Raw genomic sequence first — 18,450 nt, forward strand, 5'->3', positions numbered from 1 at the left:
GATGTAAGGTCCGTATGCCTAACCACTATCTGCACATCTTTACCCGACGCAACTCTGCCCTTCTTTTATTCCTCGGCTTCGCTTCTGGTCTGCCGCTCGCGCTCACATCGGGTACGCTTCAGGCGTGGATGGCCGTTGAGAATATCGATATTAAAACCATCGGATTCTTTTCCCTCGTCGGACAGGCTTACGTCTTTAAGTTCCTCTGGTCACCGCTGATGGACCGTTACACGCCGCCATTTCTTGGGCGCAGACGTGGCTGGTTGTTAGTCACTCAGTTGTTGCTGATCGTCGGGATCGCACTGATGGGCTTTATGCAACCTTCACGCGATTTGACTCTGCTGGCAGCGCTGGCGGTGCTGGTCGCATTTTGTTCGGCCTCTCAGGATATTGTGTTTGATGCCTGGAAGACGGATGTGCTGTCCGCCACTGAGCGCGGTAGCGGTGCGGCAATTAGCGTACTGGGCTATCGGCTGGCAATGCTGGTCTCCGGCGGGCTGGCACTGTGGCTGGCAGATCGTTTTATCGGCTGGCAGGCGATCTGGTGGCTGATGGCCGCAATGATGCTGCCGGGTGTGATAGCCACCTTACTGGCTAAAGAGCCAGATGCTACCGTTGATCGCCCACAGACACTGGAAGAAGCCGTTATTGCCCCACTGCGCGATTTCTTCAACCGCAATAATGCCTGGCTGATTCTGTCACTGATTGTCCTTTATAAGCTGGGCGATGCTTTTGCTGCCAGCCTGACCACCATTTTTTTGATCCGTGGCGTCGGATTTGATGCAGGTGATGTTGGATTGGTCAACAAAACACTCGGCCTGGTCGCCACCATCATCGGTGCACTGGCAGGCGGTGTGCTGATGCAACGTCTTAACCTGTTTCGCGCCCTGATGCTGTTCGGTATTTTACAAGCGGTGTCCAATCTGGGTTACTGGATCCTGTCAGTCACTGACAAGCACCTTTACAGCATGGCAGCCGCAGTGACCGTGGAAAATCTGTGCGGTGGGATGGGTACTGCTGCCTTCGTGGCGCTATTGATGACGTTGTGTAACCGTTCGTTTTCGGCGACTCAATTTGCCCTGCTCTCTGCGCTCTCAGCGGTGGGTCGCGTCTATGTGGGACCTGTGGCGGGATGGTTTGTTGAGTCCTGGGGCTGGCCGACGTTTTATGCCTTCTCTGTGGTGGCAGCACTGCCCGGACTGCTATTACTGCTCGGATGCCGTTCGACGCTGGAATATGCACAAACTCATCCTGACTTTCTGCCGCGAACCGCCTATCGCTCCGGCTATCGCTGGGCAGTGCGCGGACTGATTGCTGGCTGTGCACTGCTGGCTGTCTGGCTGCTGGTGCTGGCGATGGATGCGCTGGACTGGTTCTCCTACCCCGAGTTGAGTACCCGTCTGTTTGAAGCAGGTATTCTGCTGGTACTGGGCGGGATTGTGACGGGAACACTGCTGGACTTCCTGGCGCTGCGGAAATCCCATGCAAACATCGTAAATCAGCGATAATGTCTTTGCATTCGAGAAATGTTAAGAAAATTATTTAACCAACAATGGGTTAACAATTCGAGTGACTTTTGCCGCACAGGGAGTGCGGCACGCAGGTAACACATCAGAAAAGTTGATGGCTTGACGAGAAATATTATTTTTATCCTTTATTAAGTCGTTTAAAAAAAATCCTGACGAATCTTCCCCCTCATTTTCAGGTATTAAAACCCGGTGCGTAATTAAATTTAGTTAATCAATATCACACAATTGATAATGAGATGTTAAATAAATGGTGCATTAAATGCCTGGTTATAGCAGATACAATTTTTGTACGGTTTTTTCTATTGGATTTTGTTATATTGATGCCAACCCTTTGCCAGCATTCATATTTTGTCACTTACGGCAACATATGTGACAGTCTTTGCAAAAGGTGTCAACACCCCGCTGACACAACCTGTTGCAGGTTTACAGTACTGAAACCTTCCCGTAAAATGCCGCCACACTTAAACGACAATAGAGCCCTTGTCATTGAGGTCGTTAAATGAGACTCAGGAAATACAATAAAAGTTTGGGGATTTTGTCATTAATCGCAAGCATGATTTTGTTAAGTGGTTGTGATAGTGCGTTATTAAATCCCAAAGGACAGATTGCAATGGAGCAACGTTCGCTGATTTTGACGGCCTTCGGCCTGATGATGATCGTCGTGATCCCCGCAGTCTTGATGGCCGTGGTGTTCGCCTGGAAATATCGGGCATCTAACACCAATGCGAAGTACAGCCCAAACTGGTCCCACTCGAACAAAGTGGAAGCCGTAGTATGGACTGTGCCGATCTTGATCATTGTCTTCCTTGGCATTCTGACGTGGAAATCAACCCATGCACTGGAACCAAGCAAGCCACTGGCATCTGACGCGAAACCTGTCGTGATCGAAGTTGTCTCTCTTGACTGGAAATGGATGTTCATTTACCCGGAACAGGGTATTGCCACCGTTAATCAGATTGCTTTCCCGGCTAACCGCCCTGTGAGCTTCAAGATTACCTCGAACACCGTCATGAACTCCTTCTTCATCCCTACCCTCGGTAGCCAGATTTACGCTATGGCGGGCATGCAGACAAGATTGAACTTGATTGCTAATGAAGCCGGCACCTTTGACGGTATTTCCTCGAACTTCAGTGGTCGTGGTTTCTCTGGTATGAAGTTTAAAGCGATTGCTACTCCTGACGAAGCGTCTTTCGAGCAGTGGGTTGCTAAAGCAAAACAGTCACCAGACACCCTCATGACAATGGATGATTTTAATAAGCTGGCTGCGCCTAGCGAAAATCACCCGGTTGAATTCTTCTCAAGTGTGAAACCTGGACTGTTTAAAGACATTATCGGTCAGTTCAAGATGAACCACGGTGGAAGCATGGACATGTCCCACGGCGAAGGCCATGAAGGCATGGATATGAGCAATGCCGCTCACGCGGGAGCCGAGGAATAATACGATGCTTGGAAAATTAACACTGGATGCAGTGCCGTATCATGAACCGATTATCATGGTTACGGTTGCCGCCATTATTCTTGGCGGTCTGGCGCTGGTCGCCGCACTGACTTACTTCGGTAAGTGGAAATATCTGTGGACCGAGTGGCTGACCTCAGTTGACCACAAAAAACTCGGTATCATGTACATCATTCTGGCATTTGTCATGTTGCTACGTGGCTTTGCCGATGCGGTAATGATGCGTACTCAGCAGGTGCTTGCCTCCGCGGGTGAAGCCGGCATTTTGCCACCACACCACTACGATCAGATTTTCACCGCCCACGGCGTGATCATGATCTTCTTCGTAGCGATGCCGTTTGTTGTTGGTCTGATGAACATTGCTGTTCCATTACAGATCGGCGCACGCGATGTGGCCTTCCCGTTCCTCAACAACCTGAGCTTCTGGTTCACCATGGTTGGTGTGGTTCTGGTTAACCTGTCACTGGGTGTGGGCGAATTCGCACAGACCGGCTGGCTGGCATACCCACCACTTTCGGGGGCGGAATACAGTCCGGGGGTCGGTGTTGACTACTGGATATGGAGTCTACAGCTTTCCGGTATCGGTACGACCCTGACAGGTATCAACTTCTTCGTGACCATCATGAAGATGCGTGCACCTGGCATGACCATGTTTAAAATGCCGGTGTTCACCTGGGCTTCCCTGTGCACCAACGTGCTGATCATCGCCGCGTTCCCGGTTCTGACCGTGACCCTGGCTCTGCTGACCCTTGACCGTTATCTTGGTTTCCATTTCTTTACCAATGATATGGGCGGCAACATGATGATGTACGTCAACCTGATTTGGGTTTGGGGTCATCCGGAAGTTTACATCCTTGTGCTGCCGGTCTTCGGTGTGTTCTCGGAAGTTGTTGCTACCTTCTCGAAAAAACGTCTGTTTGGCTATACCTCACTGGTTTGGGCTACGGTAGTTATTACCATCCTGTCCTTTATCGTGTGGCTGCACCACTTCTTCACCATGGGTGCAGGTGCCAACGTTAACGCCTTCTTCGGTATTATGACGATGATCATCGCCATTCCGACCGGTGTTAAAATCTTCAACTGGCTGTTCACCATGTACCAGGGCCGCATTGAAATGCACTCCTGTATGCTGTGGACCGTTGGCTTCCTGGTCACCTTCTCTGTAGGTGGTATGACCGGGGTACTGCTTGCCGTGCCAGGTGCAGACTTCGTTCTGCACAACAGTCTGTTCCTGATTGCCCACTTCCATAACGTGATTATCGGTGGTGTGGTGTTCGGTTGCTTTGCTGGTGTGACTTACTGGTTCCCGAAAGCATTCGGCTTCAAACTGAATGAAACCTGGGGTATCCGCGCGTTCTGGTTCTGGATTATTGGCTTCTTCGTTGCCTTTATGCCGCTGTACGTGCTGGGCTTCATGGGCATGACCCGTCGTATTAGCCAGGACATCGATCCTCAGTTCCACTCAATGTTGGTTATTGCCGCATGTGGTGCTGGTCTGATTGCTTGTGGTGTTATTTGCCAGATCACTCAGTTCTATGTTTCGGTCCGTGACCGTGAGCAGCTGCGTGATGTGACCGGTGACCCGTGGGGCGGACGTACTCTGGAGTGGGCAACCTCTTCACCACCACCGTTCTATAACTTTGCTGTTGTTCCTGAAATTCACGAGCGTGATGCGTTCTGGGAAATGAAGGAAAAAGGCGAAGCCTATAAGCAGCCGGCTCACTATGAAGAAATTCATATGCCGAAAAACAGCGGTGCTGGTGTCGTCATTGGTTTCTTCTGTGCGGTCTTTGGTTTTGCAGCAATCTGGCACATCTGGTGGCTGGTAGGCCTGTCATTCCTGGGCATGATCGTGTCCTGGATCGTCAAGAGCTTTGACGAAGACGTGGATTACTACGTTCCTGTTGCTGAAGTTCAGAAAATCGAAAATCAGCACTTTGACGAAATTAGCAAAGCAGGTCTGAAAAATGTCGACTGAAACTGTGACTAAACACCACGACGCCCATGCGGAGCATGGGCATCATCACCACGATACAGGCGCCAACAAAGTCTTCGGCTTCTGGATCTACCTGATGAGTGACTGCATCATCTTCGCAACGCTGTTTGCGACGTATGGTGTGATGGTTAATAACACTGCGGGCGGCCCGGCAGGCAAAGACATCTTTGAACTGCCCTTCGTCCTGGTGGAAACCGCCCTGCTTCTGTTGAGCTCCATTACCTATGGTATGGCTGTTATCAACATGAACAACAAGCAGAAAGGTGCAGTTATCGGCTGGCTTGCGATGACCTTCCTGTTTGGTCTGGGCTTCATCGGTATGGAAATCTATGAATTCCATCACCTGATTAAAGAAGGCTTCGGTCCGGATCGTAGTGGCTTCCTCTCCGCGTTCTTCACGCTGGTGGGCACCCACGGTCTGCACGTGACTTCAGGCCTGATCTGGATGCTGGTGTTGATGTATCAGATTGCTAAACGTGGTCTGACTGATAGCAACCGCACCCGTATTATGTGTCTGAGCTTGTTCTGGCACTTCCTGGATGTGGTGTGGATCTGCGTATTCACCATTGTTTACCTGATGGGGGTTATGTAATGAGCCATTCAGCAACTGAGCATGGCGCTTCTCATGGTAGCGTGAAGTCTTATATGATCGGCTTTATCCTGTCGATCATTCTGACGGGTATCCCATTCTGGATGGTCATGGACGGCGGCGCTTCTAAAGCGACCATCCTCGCCGTTGTTCTGGTGTGTGCGGTAGTCCAGGTGCTGGTGCACCTGGTCTATTTCCTCCACCTGGACAGCAAGTCTGAGGGCGGCTGGAACCTGATTGCTATCGTGTTTGCAGCACTTATCATCCTGATTGTTGTTGTCGGCTCGCTATGGATTATGTGGAACCTCAACTACAACATGATGAGCCACTAACAGAGCTACTGTGATGATTAAGCAATACCTGCAAGTAACAAAACCAGGAATTATTTTCGGAAATTTAATTTCTGTCATCGGGGGGTTTCTGCTGGCTTCTAAAGGCAGCATTGACTATTCCCTGTTTCTCTTCACCTTAGTCGGCGTCTCGCTGGTGGTTGCATCAGGTTGTGTTTATAACAACTTTATCGACCGTGATATCGACAAAAAAATGGAGAGAACCAAGAATCGGGTGCTGGTTAAAGGCCTTATATCTCCGAAATTAAGCCTGGTTTATGCAACCGTTTTGGGTATTGCTGGCTTCGCAATGCTGTATTTCGGAGCAAATCCGTTGGCCATGTGGCTGGCGGTGATGGGTTTTGTGGTTTATGTCGGCGTTTACAGCCTGTACATGAAGCGCAACTCCGTATACGGCACTCTGATTGGCAGTCTTTCCGGAGCTGCGCCTCCAGTGATTGGCTACTGCGCCGTCACCAACCAGTTTGATGCTGGTGCATTGATTCTGCTGGCTATCTTTAGCCTGTGGCAGATGCCGCATTCTTATGCGATTGCTATCTTCCGCTTTAAAGATTACCAGGCGGCCAATATCCCGGTTCTGCCGGTGGTGAAAGGTATCTCTGTGGCGAAGAACCATATCACGCTGTATATCATCGCGTTTATGGTTGCCACACTGATGCTGACGCTGGTGGGCTATGCCGGGTATAAATACCTGGTTGTGGCAGCTGCGGTCAGCGTCTGGTGGCTGGGTATGGCACTGTCAGGTTACAAAACTCAGAACGATCGTGTCTGGGCGCGTAAGCTGTTTGTGTTCTCGATTGTTGCCATCACCGCGTTAAGCGTGATGATGTCTGTCGACTTCATGACCCCCGCCTCCAAAGACCTGCTGACGTACATCAGGTAACAGTAAGCACATCACTACTAAGGGCGCGATTTCGCGCCCTTTCTTTTTGTTACGACTGAATAAAAAGTAATGTTTTACCCGCCCTCCCCTCACACATAAACTATGTGCATACGACAGACTGAGGTAGTAATGAACGATAATAAAATGACTCCGATCGAGCTGCGCGCGACCTGGGGTTTGGGGACGGTTTTTTCCCTGCGGATGCTGGGAATGTTTATGGTATTACCCGTTCTTACCACTTATGGCATGGCATTACAGGGAGCCAGTGAGGCATTAATTGGATTCGCCATTGGCATCTACGGTTTAGCACAGGCCATATTTCAAATTCCCTTTGGACTTCTATCTGACCGCATTGGCCGTAAACCGCTGATTGTGGGTGGGTTATTGATTTTTGTTTTGGGTAGCGTGATCGCTGCCATGACTACGTCAATCTGGGGGGTTATCCTCGGGCGTGCCTTACAGGGCTCCGGCGCCATTGCTGCTGCGGTAATGGCTCTGCTGTCGGACCTGACGCGTGAACAGAACCGCACCAAAGCGATGGCGTTTATCGGTATCAGCTTCGGCGTTACCTTTGCCATTGCGATGGTACTCGGCCCAGTGATTACTCACGCTTTTGGCCTGCACGCATTGTTCTGGATGATTGCATTGCTGGCTAGCGCTGGGATCGTTATCACCCTTCTGGTGGTGCCATCGACGTCAAACCACATGCTTAATCGTGAGTCCGGCATCGTTAAGGGCAGCATCCGTGATGTATTGACCAACAGCCGCCTGGTGAAGCTGAATATCGGTATTCTGTGCCTGCACGTTCTGCTGATGTCGAGCTTCGTTGCCCTACCCGGGCAATTTGAGCAAGCAGGGCTTCCTCCTGCCGAGCACTGGAAAGTATATCTGGTCACCATGCTGATCGCCTTTGCCAGTGTGCTACCGTTCATTATCTATGCTGAAGTCAAACGCCGTATGAAGCGCGTCTTTGTCGGCTGCGTGGTATTAATGCTGATAGCCGAGGTGGTGCTGTGGGGTGCCGGTAATCATTTCTGGACGTTAGTGATTGGTGTACAGCTGTTCTTTATCGGCTTTAACCTGATGGAAGCGATTCTGCCTTCTCTGGTAAGCAAAGAGTCCCCTCCTGGTTACAGAGGGACAGCGATGGGGCTTTACTCCACCAGCCAGTTCCTCGGTGTGGCGATTGGTGGCAGCATGGGCGGCTGGGTGTATGGTCACATTGACGCACAAAGCGTCTTTCTGATTGGCGCGTTGATAGCCGTCGTCTGGTTGCTGGTCAGCCTGAGTATGCAGGAGCCGCCTTACGTCAGTAGCCTGCGCATTACTCTGGAAGCGAGTCATGAAGACAAAGAGGTTCTGGAGCGACGTTTGAAAGCCCAGCCGGGCGTGGCCGCAGTGTTTATCGTGCCGGAAGAGCGCAGTGCTTACGTGAAAATTGACAGCAAGGTGACCAGCCGCGCCGAAATAGAAAAGCTGATTGCCACCGCGGCATAATACGCAAACGGGCGGACCGAAAGAGAAGGCCCGCCCCTTATATCGACAATGATCAGCTAAAAAAGACCCGTTGTGGTCGACCCTTTTTCCGCTCTACCTCTCTGGATAATCGTTTTTCCCGACCGGTCAGATCACTAGTCGCGGAAGTTTTTGAACTGGAACGGCTGCCCCAAATCCGCTTTACGCACTAATGCCATCGCGCCCTGCAAATCGTCACGAGATTTACCGGTTACGCGCAGTTCATCACCCTGGATCTGCGTCTGTACTTTGATTTTGCTGTCTTTGATCTGCTTAACCAGTTTCTTAGCGATGTCGCTTTCGATGCCTTTTTTCATTTTGGCCTCGACGCTCCAGCTCTTACCGCTGTGTACAATCTGCTCAGGAACGTCCAGTGCAGCCCCTTCAATCCCGCGCTTCAACAGCTTTTCACGCAGAATATCCACCAGCTGCTTCACCTGGAAGTCAGACTCACTTAATACTTTGATGGATTCGTTCTTCTCAATCAGCTCAAAGCTGGCTTCTACACCGCGAAAATCGAAACGGGTAGCGATTTCACGGTTAGCAGTATCTACTGCGTTACGCACTTCCTGCATATCAATTTCAGAAACGATATCGAAAGATGGCATGATCTATTCTCCTGATACTAAAGTGACAGGCATAATACCTGCTTGCAGCAGGTAAATAAAACCGCTGGCGCTGAAAGCTATAATAATGAGCAGGACGGTTAACTCAACCCGCACGCGGGGAGGAACAATGAAAATTACCGTACTTGGATGCGGAGCTTTGGGGCAGATCTGGCTGGCTGCACTTGAACAACAGGGACATGACGTTCAGGGCTGGTTGCGGGTTCCGCAGCCTTATTGCTCGGTGAACGTAGTCGGCCTGAATGGCGAGACAGCGAATAAAACATTCATTGCTAATGACCCCACCTTTCTCGCTGACAGCGAATTACTGATTGTCACGCTAAAGGCCTGGCAGGTTTCAGAATCGGTAAAGAATATGCAGTCTGTCCTGCCCGCGCACTGTCCGGTGCTGCTGTTGCATAACGGCATGGGTACGCTGGACGAGTTGAAAGGCCTGCCGCAACCCCTTTTACGAGGTGTCACCACCCATGCCGCCAGACGCGATGGCACTGTCATCGTGCATGTCGCTTCCGGCATTACCCATATTGGCCCCGTCACGACTGCGGGAGCCGACATGAGCGAACTGGCAGAAGTGCTACATCGCGCATTGCCTGACGTTGCCTGGCACAATAACGTTGCCTCCGCCGCCTGGCAAAAACTGGCAGTTAACTGTGTGATCAACCCACTGACTGTCTTCTACGACTGCACAAATGGTGAACTGGCCGAACATCGCCCGGAGATCGAAGCCTTAAGCAATGAGGTTGCCGCCGTCATGGAGCGCGAAGGCCAGCACACCTCACGTGAGTGGTTGATCGACTATGTGCTGGAAGTGATTCGCAGTACGGCGGGTAACACATCGTCTATGTTGCAGGATATTCGCGCACAACGGCGCACCGAAATTGACTACATCAATGGCTATGTTATCCGTCGTGCGCGCGCACAGGGGATCACTACCCCGGAAAATAGCCGTCTTTACGAATTTATTAAGCGAAAGGAACAAGATTATGACCGCGAATCCATCGGTTCTGGTTTGCCTGGCACCTGGGAGTGAAGAGACCGAAGCCGTCACCACCATAGATTTACTGGTGCGTGCCGGGATCAAGGTGGTCACTGCCAGCGTCGCTGACGATGGCAACTGCGAAATCGTCTGTTCGCGCGGCGTCAGACTGCTGGCCGATGCACCGCTGGTGGAAGTGGCCGACGATGACTATGCCGCCATTGTGCTGCCCGGTGGCTTGAAAGGCGCGGAATGCTTCCGCGATAGCCCACTGCTGGTAGAGACCGTACGTCATTTTAATCAGGCGGGAAGAATTGTGGCCGCGATCTGCGCCGCCGCAGGCACCGTGTTGATACCGCACGATCTGTTTCCCGTCGGCAATATGACGGGGTATCCGGGTCTGAAAGAGACCATTCCGGAAGAGAAATGGATGGATCGTCGCGTGGTGTGGGACAGGCGCGTTAATCTGCTGACCAGCCAGGGGCCAGGCACCGCGATTGATTTTGCACTGAAGCTGATCGATTTAGTGGCAGGAAAAGAGAAAGCGCGGGAAGTGGCAGAGCAGATGGTGCTGGCTGCCGGGATTTACGATTACCGCGATTAATTTTTTGTAAGTGTGCGACCGGACACACCAGACGTCGGCGGCGCAGCCAGTTCGCGTCCGGCCAGCGCACAGCCACCGCAGCGTACATCAGTACGTGAGGATGGCGAGCACTGCCCGGACGCGAAATGGCAAGTAAGCCAGGATGGAACAACCTTAAGGACGATACACTTTAACGTTTTTAAAGCCCTGCTCATGCAGGTAGAGTGCCTGCAAGCGGCTCATCACGCCACGTTCACAGTACAGCAACCAGGTTTTACTCTGATCGAGGTCGCCAAACTGCGTCCCCAGTTTATAGAACGGCAACGGTTTCACTTCCACGCCATCCAGCGCCAGCGGTCGTGCATCCTGCTCATCGTTAGAGCGGATATCCAGAATCACATCGTTGTCAGAGAAAGAAGCCACAGTTTCGACTTCAACCACTTCTTCTTCTGTCTTCTCCGCGATCTGGCGAATATCGACGTTGGTCGCTTCATCCACCATACGATCCAAAATACTGAAGTCAAAATTCTGCTCTTCAGCTTCGATCTTCGCTTTAACGGCTTTCACTGTCGGGCTTTTAGAGATCACACCGCAATATTCCGGCATCGTCCGGGCGAAATCTTCCGTTCCGATTTCACGAGCAATCTTGATGATGTGTTCTTTGTCATGTGAGATCAGCGGACGCAGGATCAGCGTATCGCTGGCGTTATCGATCAGACGCAGGTTGGTCAGCGTCTGACTGGATACCTGACCTAAGGCCTCACCCGTTACCAGCGCCTGAACACCGTAGCGCTCTGCGACTTTCGATGCCGCACGAACCATCATACGTTTCAGCACCACGCCCATCTGACCATCATCGACTTTTTCGAGGATCTCGCCTACCACCGGCTCGAAGTTAATCGCGACAAAACGCACGCGGTGCGAGCTGCCGTAACGCTTCCACAGGTAGTGCGCCACCTGGCGAACACCAATTTCATGGGCAGCGCCACCGAGGTTAAAGAAGCAATAATGCACGCGACACCCACGGCGCATCAGCATATAGCTGGACACGCCGGAGTCAAAACCACCGGAAATCAGCGATAACACATCTTCCTGGGTGCCGATTGGATAACCACCGATCCCTTCATAGCGAGCAGTCACCAGAATCAGGCGATCGTCTTCAATTTCCAGATTCACGGTCACTTCAGGCCGGTTAAGCTGGACCTGAGCCGTTGCGACATGCTGATTCAGACCACCGCCGACGTAGCGTTCCACATCTTGCGAGCTGAACTCATGCTTTCCACGGCGTTTCACACGCACGCTGAATGTCTTGCCTTCAATGCGCTCGCGGTTCATTTCCAGAACCTGCTCAAAAATATGATGCACATCGGTGTATGAACGGTCTTCCACCGCCAGCACATGATGAATGCCGGGGATGCGCGTCAGTTCAGCGACAATCGCCGCTCGCTGGTTTTCATCTTTGGCACGGACTTCGATGTTGTCCCAGTGGCGAACCACGGCGAGGGTTTCATCGTAATGTTTGAGAACGTTGCGGATGTTACCGGTGAGGATTTTGATAAAGCGCAGGCGTACAGACTGACTTTTGATCGTAATTTCAGGGAATAACTTAATGATAAACTTCATGGCGGCATGTATTCGTCAGGTAATTAAGTGCTGAAAAGGAGGGCACTTAACTGATAAAATCAGAGTCTTGCAAATTGGCTTACGCCCTTTGCATCCAGGCGCAGTAGTATATCATCTTTGTACAGTGGCTGCTTCTTCATCTGCGGCCCTGATTCCCCTTCCCGGCAACACGAAAAATGCAGGGATATTTTGCTAATCATTTAGAGTCAGCTACCATGAGCGCTCACTGATGAAAATGATAAGTCAGGACCCAAAATGCCGAAAAAAGCCGAACAGCCCGTCAGTTTCGAAACCTCACTGCAACAGCTTGAGCAGATCGTCACCCGCCTCGAAAGCGGTAACCTGCCGCTGGAAGATGCGCTGAATGAATTTGAGCGGGGCGTACAGTTGGCCCGTACCGGGCAACAGACGCTGCAACAGGCTGAACAGCGCGTACAGATTTTACTGAGCGATGACAAGAACGCCGACCTGACGCCTTTCACGCCGGAAAATGACTGATGGATTTCAACGTGTTACTCACCGCGCACTATCAGCGGGTGAATGCCGCACTGCAACGATTTATTGCGCAACTTCCCTTTCAGAGTACTCCTCTGGTGAATGCCATGGAATATGGTGCATTATTGGGGGGTAAGCGGTTGCGCCCATTCCTGGTGTATGCCACGGGTGAAATGCTGCATGCTGACGATGCTGCGCTCGATGCGCCAGCCGCTGCCGTTGAATGTATTCACGCGTATTCCCTGATCCACGACGACCTGCCAGCAATGGATGATGACAGTCTGCGACGTGGCCAGCCCACCTGCCATATTAAGTTTGGCGAAGATTCAGCCATTCTTGCAGGGGATGCGTTACAGACTCTGGCCTTTTCTATCCTTGCCGATACACCGATGCCCGGTGTGGCGGCTGAAGCGCGTATTGCTATGCTGTCGGAGCTGGCTCAGGCCAGTGGTGTGGCAGGCATGTGCGGGGGCCAAGCGCTGGATCTCGCCGCCGAAGGCAAGCAGGTCAATTTACATGAGTTGGAGCAGATTCATCGCCATAAGACGGGCGCGCTGATCCGCTCTGCCGTTCGCCTGGGTGCACTGGCTGCTGGCGAACCCGGGCGTGCAGCACTGCCCGCGCTTGATCGCTATGCTAATGCGATCGGCCTCGCCTTCCAGGTGCAGGATGATATTCTCGATGTTATTGGCGATACTGCCGTACTCGGCAAACGGCAGGGAGCCGATCAGCAATTAGGTAAGAGCACCTACCCGGCACTGATGGGACTTGACAGTGCGCGGGCAAAAGCATGGGATCTCTATCAGGAGTCCCTCAGCGCATTAGAAACGCTTGCCGCACAGTCTTACAACACGGCCCCACTGCGGGCGTTGGCAGGCTTTATAATTGAACGCGATAAATAACTTCAAATGAGTCACTGATGAGTTTTGAACCTGCAAAATACCCGACGCTTGCTCTGGCAAGCACGGTGCAAGAATTACGTTTGCTACCGAAAGAGAGCCTGCCAAAACTCTGTGACGAGCTGCGCCAGTATCTGCTCGACAGCGTCAGCCGCTCCAGCGGTCATTTTGCGTCTGGTCTTGGCGTGGTGGAACTTACTGTGGCACTGCACTATGTCTATAACACGCCGTTCGATCATCTGGTGTGGGATGTGGGCCATCAGGCCTACCCGCATAAGATCCTGACCGGACGACGCGACCGTATCGGTACTATTCGCCAAAAAAATGGCCTGCACCCGTTCCCATGGCGCGATGAAAGTGAGTTCGACGTTCTCAATGTCGGCCACTCATCCACCTCGATCAGTGCCGGGCTGGGAATGGCGGTGGCAGCAGGTAAAGAAGGTAAAGATCGCCGTACCGCCTGTGTTATCGGCGACGGTGCCATCACCGCAGGTATGGCTTTCGAAGCCATGAACCATGCGGGCGATATCAAAGCTGATTTGCTGGTGGTACTGAACGACAACGAAATGTCGATCTCAGAAAACGTCGGCGCGTTAAACAATCGCCTGGCGCAGATCCTCTCCGGGAAAACCTATTCACGCCTGCGTGAAGGGGGCAAAAAGGTGCTGGGCGGTCTGCCACCCATCAAAGAGCTGGTCAAGCGCACGGAAGAACACCTGAAAGGGATGGTGGTGCCAGGCACGTTATTTGAGGAGCTGGGCTTCAATTATATTGGCCCGGTCGATGGTCACGACGTACTGGCGTTGGTGCATACATTGCGTAATATGCGTGCCCTGAAAGGCCCGCAGTTCCTGCATGTGATGACCAAAAAAGGCAAAGGCTACGCTCCGGCAGAGAAAGATCCCATCAGCTGGCATGCCGTACCAAAATTCGACCCGGCCAGTGGCCTGCTACCAAAAAGTGCCGAAGGCCTGCCAAGCTATTCGAAAATTTTTGGCCAGTGGCTGAGTGAAACCGCCGCTGAAGACAGCAAACTGATGGCGGTAACGCCTGCCATGCGTGAAGGCTCCGGTATGGTCAGCTTCTCGCGTGACTATCCACAGCAGTATTTTGACGTGGCGATTGCCGAGCAGCACGCGGTAACCTTTGCCGCCGGGCTGGCGATTGGTGGTTACAAGCCGGTGGTGGCGATTTATTCCACCTTCCTGCAGCGAGCCTACGATCAGCTGATTCATGATGTCGCCATCCAGAAGCTGCCCGTGCTGTTTGCTATCGACCGTGGCGGCATTGTCGGTGCCGATGGCCAGACCCACCAGGGGGCATTTGATATTGCCTTCCTGCGATGCATTCCCAATATGGTCATCATGACCCCAAGCGACGAGAACGAATGTCGCCAGATGCTTTACACCGGCTATCACCACAACAGCGGTCCAAGCGCAGTACGTTACCCGCGTGGTAACGGCACGGGAGCAACCATTGAACCACTGGCGGCTCTGCCTCTGGGCAAAGCTCGTAAGCTGCGTCAGGGTAGCTCACTGGCTATCCTCAACTTCGGGACATTACTGCCAGAAGCGGCGGCAGCGGCGGAAGCCCTGGATGCCACGCTGGTGGATATGCGCTTTGTAAAACCGCTGGATGACGCGTTAATCCTCGAACTGGCGGCCAGCCATGACGCACTGATTACTCTTGAAGAGGGCGCAATCAAAGGCGGTGCTGGTAGCGGCGTCAACGAATTACTGATGGCAAAACGTACGCTGGTGCCGGTGCTGAATATTGGTCTGCCGGATGAATTTATTCCGCAGGGGACTCAGGACGAGGTCCGCACGGATTACCTGTTGGACGCTGCCGGGATCCGTCAGCAAATCGACGCCTGGCTGGCACAGTAACTCGCCCCCTGTGATACAAAATGCTCCTTTTACCGGGAGCTTTTTTTTGCCTGCTATGATTACCACAGGACAAATAGCAGGAGCCAATATGAAAACCCTACAGTTAGCCAATACGGATTTGACCGTTTCCCGCCTTTGCCTGGGCTGCATGACCTATGGTGAACCCGATCGGGGCAAGCACGCCTGGACACTACCCGAAGAGAGCAGCCGCCCGCTGATTAAGCAGGCCCTGGATGCGGGAATCAACTTTTTTGACACTGCCAACAGCTACTCTGACGGCAGCAGCGAAGAGATCGTGGGCCGTGCACTGCGAGATTTTGCCCGCCGTGACGAAGTGGTGGTAGCCACCAAGGTCTATTTCCCAATGAGCAACCTGTCTGGTGGTCTGTCGCGTGCCAATATACTGCAATCCATTGATGACAGTCTGCAACGCCTGGGCATGGAGTACGTCGACCTGCTGCAAATCCACCGCTGGGATTACGACACGCCGCTGGAAGAGACGCTGGAAGCCTTGCACGACGTGGTGAAGGCCGGTAAAGCGCGTTATATCGGGGCCTCCTCCATGCATGCCAGCCAGTTTGCCACGGCACTGAGTACCGCCGATCGCCACGGCTGGACTCGCTTCGTCAGCATGCAGGATCAGTACAACCTGATCCAGCGAGAGGAAGAGCGGGAAATGCACCCCCTGTGCCTGAAAGAGAAGATTGCTGTTCTGCCGTGGAGCCCACTGGCACGTGGCCGCCTGACACGCCCGTGGGGCGAAACGACCGCCCGTTCCGTCTCCGATGAATACGGTCAGACGCTCTACAGCCAGAGCGAGGAAAATGACGGTGAGATCGCCCAGCGCGTGGAGAATATTGCCAAAGATAAAGGCGTGAGTCGTGCGCAAGTTGCTCTGGCCTGGTTGCTGAGCAAACCCGCGGTCACCGCACCGATTATTGGCGCATCGTGCAGCGAACAACTGGAGGATCTGGTGAAAGCGGCAGAGGTGGAATTAAGTCAGGAAGAGATTATTGAACTGGAAAGTGTTTATAAGCCGCATCCGGTGGTGGGATTCGAATAACGGATAACGGCTCGTAGGGGTCGGCATGCCCGACCCGATACATTCACATCAGCCAGTAGTGCGCGGCGGCAAACAAAATTCCGGCGGAGATAACCCCGGCGATAATATCGTCGACCATTATGCCCATGCCGCCGTGGACGTTGCGGTCAAACCAGCGTATAGGCCAGGGTTTCCAGATATCCAGCACTCGAAACACCAGGAAGCCCGCCAGTACCCACTGCCAGCTGTTCACCGGGATCGCCATCAGCGTGATCCACATCCCGATAAACTCATCCCAGACAATGCTGCCATGGTCATGTACGCCCATATCCTTCGCCGTGCGATGGCAAAGATAGACGCCAATGCTGATACCCAGCAACAGCGCCAGGGAATAGAGATCCTGCGGCAGTAAATTGAGCAGATACCAGAAGGGGATGGCCGCCAGTGAACCTGCTGTTCCTGGCATCCACGGGCTCAGGCCACTACCAAAACCGGTCGCCAGCAGATGCCACGGATTACTCATCTTCAGGCGACTTTTCGCCACATCTTTAGCGCGAGCCAAAATGGTCAAATCCTTTCAGGTTCATCTCTACCGGCTTATCACCCTGCAACAGCGTTAGCCCTTCCGATTGCGGAGCAATCTGTCCGATACAGGTAAACGGCACGCCCAGATAGCCCAGCGCCACGTCCAGCGCACCACGGTTAATCTCAGGAACGGTAAAGCACAGCTCATAATCTTCGCCGCCGCTCAGCGCCCAGTGCAACGCCTGCTGAGGTTCAAAATGCTGTTTCAGCACGGTCGAGAGCGGTAGTGCATCAAGATTCAGACGTGCCCCACAGTCGCTGGCTTTGAGAATATGGCCCAGATCGGAGATCAGTCCATCGGAGAGGTCGATCGCGGAACTTGCCAGATCGCGCAGCGCCTGCCCCTGAAGGATGCGCGGCATCGGCCGCAGATGGCGTTTGATCAACACTTCATGAGCAGCCGGATCGTTAATCTTGACATGATGCTGCAACAGCTCAAGACCCGCAGCGCTGTCGCCCAGCGTACCGGTCACATAGATCCAGTCACCGACGCGTGCACCACTGCGTTTCAATGCCCTGCCCTGCGGCACCAGACCGTGAATGCCCAGCGTCATACTGAGGGGACCGCGCGTGGTATCACCGCCAATCAATTGCATATCGTAGTAATCGAGCAGTTCAAACAGGCTGTCGCTAAAGTCTTTCAGCCAGTCTTCATTAATGTCTGGTAACGTCAGAGCCAGCGTCAGCCATGCAGGATCGGCGCCCATGGCAGCCAGGTCACTCAGGTTTACGGCAAGCGCTTTGTATCCGAGGTCGGCGGGATGAATATCACGCAGAAAATGCACACCTTCTACCAGTGTGTCAGTGCTAATAGCCAGCGTCTGTTTTTCCGGTACGCTGAGTAATGCGCAGTCGTCACCGATGCCTTTTTCAACATCACGACGGGAACTGGTCACACGGTCAAAATAACGCGCGATCAGTTCAAATTCGCCACAGGCCATAATGCATTCCGGGAGTAAAAAAACAGGCCGTGATTAGCGGCCTTAGAGAATTATTTGCGGTTTGGGCGGATGAACGGGCCAGCTTTATCCAGCACGCCGTTGACAAACTTATGGCTGTCTTCAGCGCCGAACACTTTAGCCAGTTCAATCCCTTCATTAATCGCAACTTTGTAGGGAACGTCTGAACGCTTGCTGAGCTCAAACAGAGAGATACGCAGGATAGCCTTCTCAACCTGCCCCAGCTCTTCCAGCTGACGTGACAGGTAAGGTTGCATCAGGCCGTCGAGGTATGCACTGTTAGTTGCAACGCCGCCGACCAGCTCACGGAAGTAAGTAATATCGACGTCTTTAACGTCCTGTTCCGCCAGAAACTGGTATTCGACATCAGCGATGTCGTTTTTGGAGATTTGCCAAGAGTAAAGTGCCTGAACAGCACATTCACGGGCGCGGCGACGAGCAGCAGGTTTCACGAAATT

General features: G+C 52.8%; 18 protein-coding genes. 13 read left to right on the forward strand and 5 right to left on the reverse strand.

Annotated elements, in window-relative coordinates; all coding sequences use genetic code 11:
- Nucleotides 1–14 precede the first annotated feature (14 nt).
- The 7 genes from ampG (at nt 15) to FY046_RS09045 (ending at nt 8,300) form a co-directional block, all read left to right on the forward strand.
- Nucleotides 15–1,508 carry a muropeptide MFS transporter AmpG gene (gene ampG, locus FY046_RS09015; protein WP_446185981.1) on the forward strand — a complete coding sequence of 498 codons (1,494 nt, stop codon included), beginning with the start codon at nt 15–17 and terminating at the stop codon, nt 1,506–1,508.
- Between the two features lie 520 nt (nt 1,509–2,028).
- On the forward strand, nt 2,029–2,967 hold the full coding sequence (gene cyoA / locus FY046_RS09020) for a cytochrome o ubiquinol oxidase subunit II (RefSeq protein WP_133846314.1): 939 nt from the start codon (nt 2,029–2,031) through the stop codon (nt 2,965–2,967).
- Nucleotides 2,968–2,971: 4 nt separating this feature from the next.
- A complete protein-coding gene (gene cyoB, locus FY046_RS09025; protein WP_133846313.1) occupies nt 2,972–4,963 on the forward strand; it encodes a cytochrome o ubiquinol oxidase subunit I in 1,992 nt (663 codons plus the stop codon).
- Nucleotides 4,953–5,573 (forward strand): cytochrome o ubiquinol oxidase subunit III, encoded by a 621-nt coding sequence (locus FY046_RS09030; RefSeq protein ID WP_133846312.1) that lies wholly within the window; start codon nt 4,953–4,955, stop codon nt 5,571–5,573. The genes cyoB and FY046_RS09030 overlap by 11 nt, the downstream gene beginning before the upstream one ends.
- Nucleotides 5,573–5,902, forward strand: coding sequence for a cytochrome o ubiquinol oxidase subunit IV (locus tag FY046_RS09035; RefSeq protein ID WP_133846311.1), 330 nt, complete (start codon nt 5,573–5,575; stop codon nt 5,900–5,902). The genes FY046_RS09030 and FY046_RS09035 overlap by 1 nt, the downstream gene beginning before the upstream one ends.
- A 13-nt stretch (nt 5,903–5,915) precedes the next feature.
- Complete coding sequence (gene cyoE / locus FY046_RS09040; protein ID WP_133846310.1) at nt 5,916–6,803, forward strand: heme o synthase; 888 nt, start codon at nt 5,916–5,918, stop codon at nt 6,801–6,803.
- Nucleotides 6,804–6,932: 129 nt separating this feature from the next.
- Nucleotides 6,933–8,300 carry an MFS transporter gene (locus tag FY046_RS09045; protein WP_446185982.1) on the forward strand — a complete coding sequence of 456 codons (1,368 nt, stop codon included), beginning with the start codon at nt 6,933–6,935 and terminating at the stop codon, nt 8,298–8,300.
- Between the two features lie 134 nt (nt 8,301–8,434).
- Here FY046_RS09045 and FY046_RS09050 read toward each other — a convergent pair whose 3' ends face one another.
- A complete protein-coding gene (locus FY046_RS09050; protein ID WP_133846308.1) occupies nt 8,435–8,926 on the reverse strand; it encodes a YajQ family cyclic di-GMP-binding protein in 492 nt (163 codons plus the stop codon).
- A gap of 127 nt (nt 8,927–9,053) precedes the next feature.
- On the opposite strand from FY046_RS09050, the gene panE reads away from it, so the two are divergent.
- On the forward strand, nt 9,054–9,974 hold the full coding sequence (gene panE / locus FY046_RS09055) for a 2-dehydropantoate 2-reductase (protein WP_133846307.1): 921 nt from the start codon (nt 9,054–9,056) through the stop codon (nt 9,972–9,974).
- Nucleotides 9,928–10,524 carry a protein deglycase YajL gene (yajL, locus tag FY046_RS09060; protein WP_133846306.1) on the forward strand — a complete coding sequence of 199 codons (597 nt, stop codon included), beginning with the start codon at nt 9,928–9,930 and terminating at the stop codon, nt 10,522–10,524. Before panE ends, yajL begins: the two co-directional genes overlap by 47 nt.
- A 153-nt stretch (nt 10,525–10,677) precedes the next feature.
- On the opposite strand, the gene thiI is transcribed toward yajL, so the two are convergent.
- Nucleotides 10,678–12,126 carry a tRNA uracil 4-sulfurtransferase ThiI gene (gene thiI / locus FY046_RS09065; RefSeq protein WP_133846304.1) on the reverse strand — a complete coding sequence of 483 codons (1,449 nt, stop codon included), beginning with the start codon at nt 12,124–12,126 and terminating at the stop codon, nt 10,678–10,680.
- Nucleotides 12,127–12,381: 255 nt separating this feature from the next.
- On the opposite strand from thiI, the gene xseB reads away from it, so the two are divergent.
- The 4 genes from xseB (at nt 12,382) to FY046_RS09085 (ending at nt 16,469) form a co-directional block, all read left to right on the forward strand.
- A complete protein-coding gene (gene xseB / locus FY046_RS09070) occupies nt 12,382–12,624 on the forward strand; it encodes an exodeoxyribonuclease VII small subunit (RefSeq protein ID WP_133846303.1) in 243 nt (80 codons plus the stop codon).
- Nucleotides 12,624–13,523 (forward strand): (2E,6E)-farnesyl diphosphate synthase, encoded by a 900-nt coding sequence (ispA, locus tag FY046_RS09075; protein ID WP_133846302.1) that lies wholly within the window; start codon nt 12,624–12,626, stop codon nt 13,521–13,523. The genes xseB and ispA overlap by 1 nt, the downstream gene beginning before the upstream one ends.
- Before the next feature lie 17 nt (nt 13,524–13,540).
- On the forward strand, nt 13,541–15,406 hold the full coding sequence (gene dxs, locus FY046_RS09080) for a 1-deoxy-D-xylulose-5-phosphate synthase (protein WP_133846301.1): 1,866 nt from the start codon (nt 13,541–13,543) through the stop codon (nt 15,404–15,406).
- Between the two features lie 88 nt (nt 15,407–15,494).
- Nucleotides 15,495–16,469 carry an aldo/keto reductase gene (locus FY046_RS09085; RefSeq protein WP_446185983.1) on the forward strand — a complete coding sequence of 325 codons (975 nt, stop codon included), beginning with the start codon at nt 15,495–15,497 and terminating at the stop codon, nt 16,467–16,469.
- A 43-nt stretch (nt 16,470–16,512) separates the two neighbouring features.
- Here FY046_RS09085 and pgpA read toward each other — a convergent pair whose 3' ends face one another.
- The 3 genes from pgpA to nusB are packed head-to-tail and all read right to left on the reverse strand — an operon-like array spanning nt 16,513 to nt 18,444.
- Nucleotides 16,513–17,019, reverse strand: coding sequence for a phosphatidylglycerophosphatase A (gene pgpA, locus FY046_RS09090; protein ID WP_166653760.1), 507 nt, complete (start codon nt 17,017–17,019; stop codon nt 16,513–16,515).
- On the reverse strand, nt 16,997–17,974 hold the full coding sequence (thiL, locus tag FY046_RS09095; RefSeq protein ID WP_133846298.1) for a thiamine-phosphate kinase: 978 nt from the start codon (nt 17,972–17,974) through the stop codon (nt 16,997–16,999). The genes pgpA and thiL overlap by 23 nt, the downstream gene beginning before the upstream one ends.
- 50 nt (nt 17,975–18,024) lie before the next feature.
- Complete coding sequence (nusB, locus tag FY046_RS09100) at nt 18,025–18,444, reverse strand: transcription antitermination factor NusB (protein WP_133846297.1); 420 nt, start codon at nt 18,442–18,444, stop codon at nt 18,025–18,027.
- Nucleotides 18,445–18,450: the final 6 nt, after the last annotated feature.

This window comes from Erwinia sp. 1181_3 (assembly GCF_052824965.1).

Bases quoted from the DNA above. Each gene is read 5' to 3' on its own strand.
- ampG (WP_446185981.1), top strand. From the start codon at position 15: ATGCCTAACCACTATCTGCACATCTTTACCCGACGCAACTCTGCCCTT.
- cyoA (WP_133846314.1), top strand. From the start codon at position 2,029: ATGAGACTCAGGAAATACAATAAAAGTTTGGGGATTTTGTCATTAATC.
- cyoB (WP_133846313.1), top strand. From the start codon at position 2,972: ATGCTTGGAAAATTAACACTGGATGCAGTGCCGTATCATGAACCGATT.
- FY046_RS09030 (WP_133846312.1), top strand. From the start codon at position 4,953: ATGTCGACTGAAACTGTGACTAAACACCACGACGCCCATGCGGAGCAT.
- FY046_RS09035 (WP_133846311.1), top strand. From the start codon at position 5,573: ATGAGCCATTCAGCAACTGAGCATGGCGCTTCTCATGGTAGCGTGAAG.
- cyoE (WP_133846310.1), top strand. From the start codon at position 5,916: ATGATTAAGCAATACCTGCAAGTAACAAAACCAGGAATTATTTTCGGA.
- FY046_RS09045 (WP_446185982.1), top strand. From the start codon at position 6,933: ATGAACGATAATAAAATGACTCCGATCGAGCTGCGCGCGACCTGGGGT.
- FY046_RS09050 (WP_133846308.1), bottom strand. From the start codon at position 8,926: ATGCCATCTTTCGATATCGTTTCTGAAATTGATATGCAGGAAGTGCGT.
- panE (WP_133846307.1), top strand. From the start codon at position 9,054: ATGAAAATTACCGTACTTGGATGCGGAGCTTTGGGGCAGATCTGGCTG.
- yajL (WP_133846306.1), top strand. From the start codon at position 9,928: ATGACCGCGAATCCATCGGTTCTGGTTTGCCTGGCACCTGGGAGTGAA.
- thiI (WP_133846304.1), bottom strand. From the start codon at position 12,126: ATGAAGTTTATCATTAAGTTATTCCCTGAAATTACGATCAAAAGTCAG.
- xseB (WP_133846303.1), top strand. From the start codon at position 12,382: ATGCCGAAAAAAGCCGAACAGCCCGTCAGTTTCGAAACCTCACTGCAA.
- ispA (WP_133846302.1), top strand. From the start codon at position 12,624: ATGGATTTCAACGTGTTACTCACCGCGCACTATCAGCGGGTGAATGCC.
- dxs (WP_133846301.1), top strand. From the start codon at position 13,541: ATGAGTTTTGAACCTGCAAAATACCCGACGCTTGCTCTGGCAAGCACG.
- FY046_RS09085 (WP_446185983.1), top strand. From the start codon at position 15,495: ATGAAAACCCTACAGTTAGCCAATACGGATTTGACCGTTTCCCGCCTT.
- thiL (WP_133846298.1), bottom strand. From the start codon at position 17,974: ATGGCCTGTGGCGAATTTGAACTGATCGCGCGTTATTTTGACCGTGTG.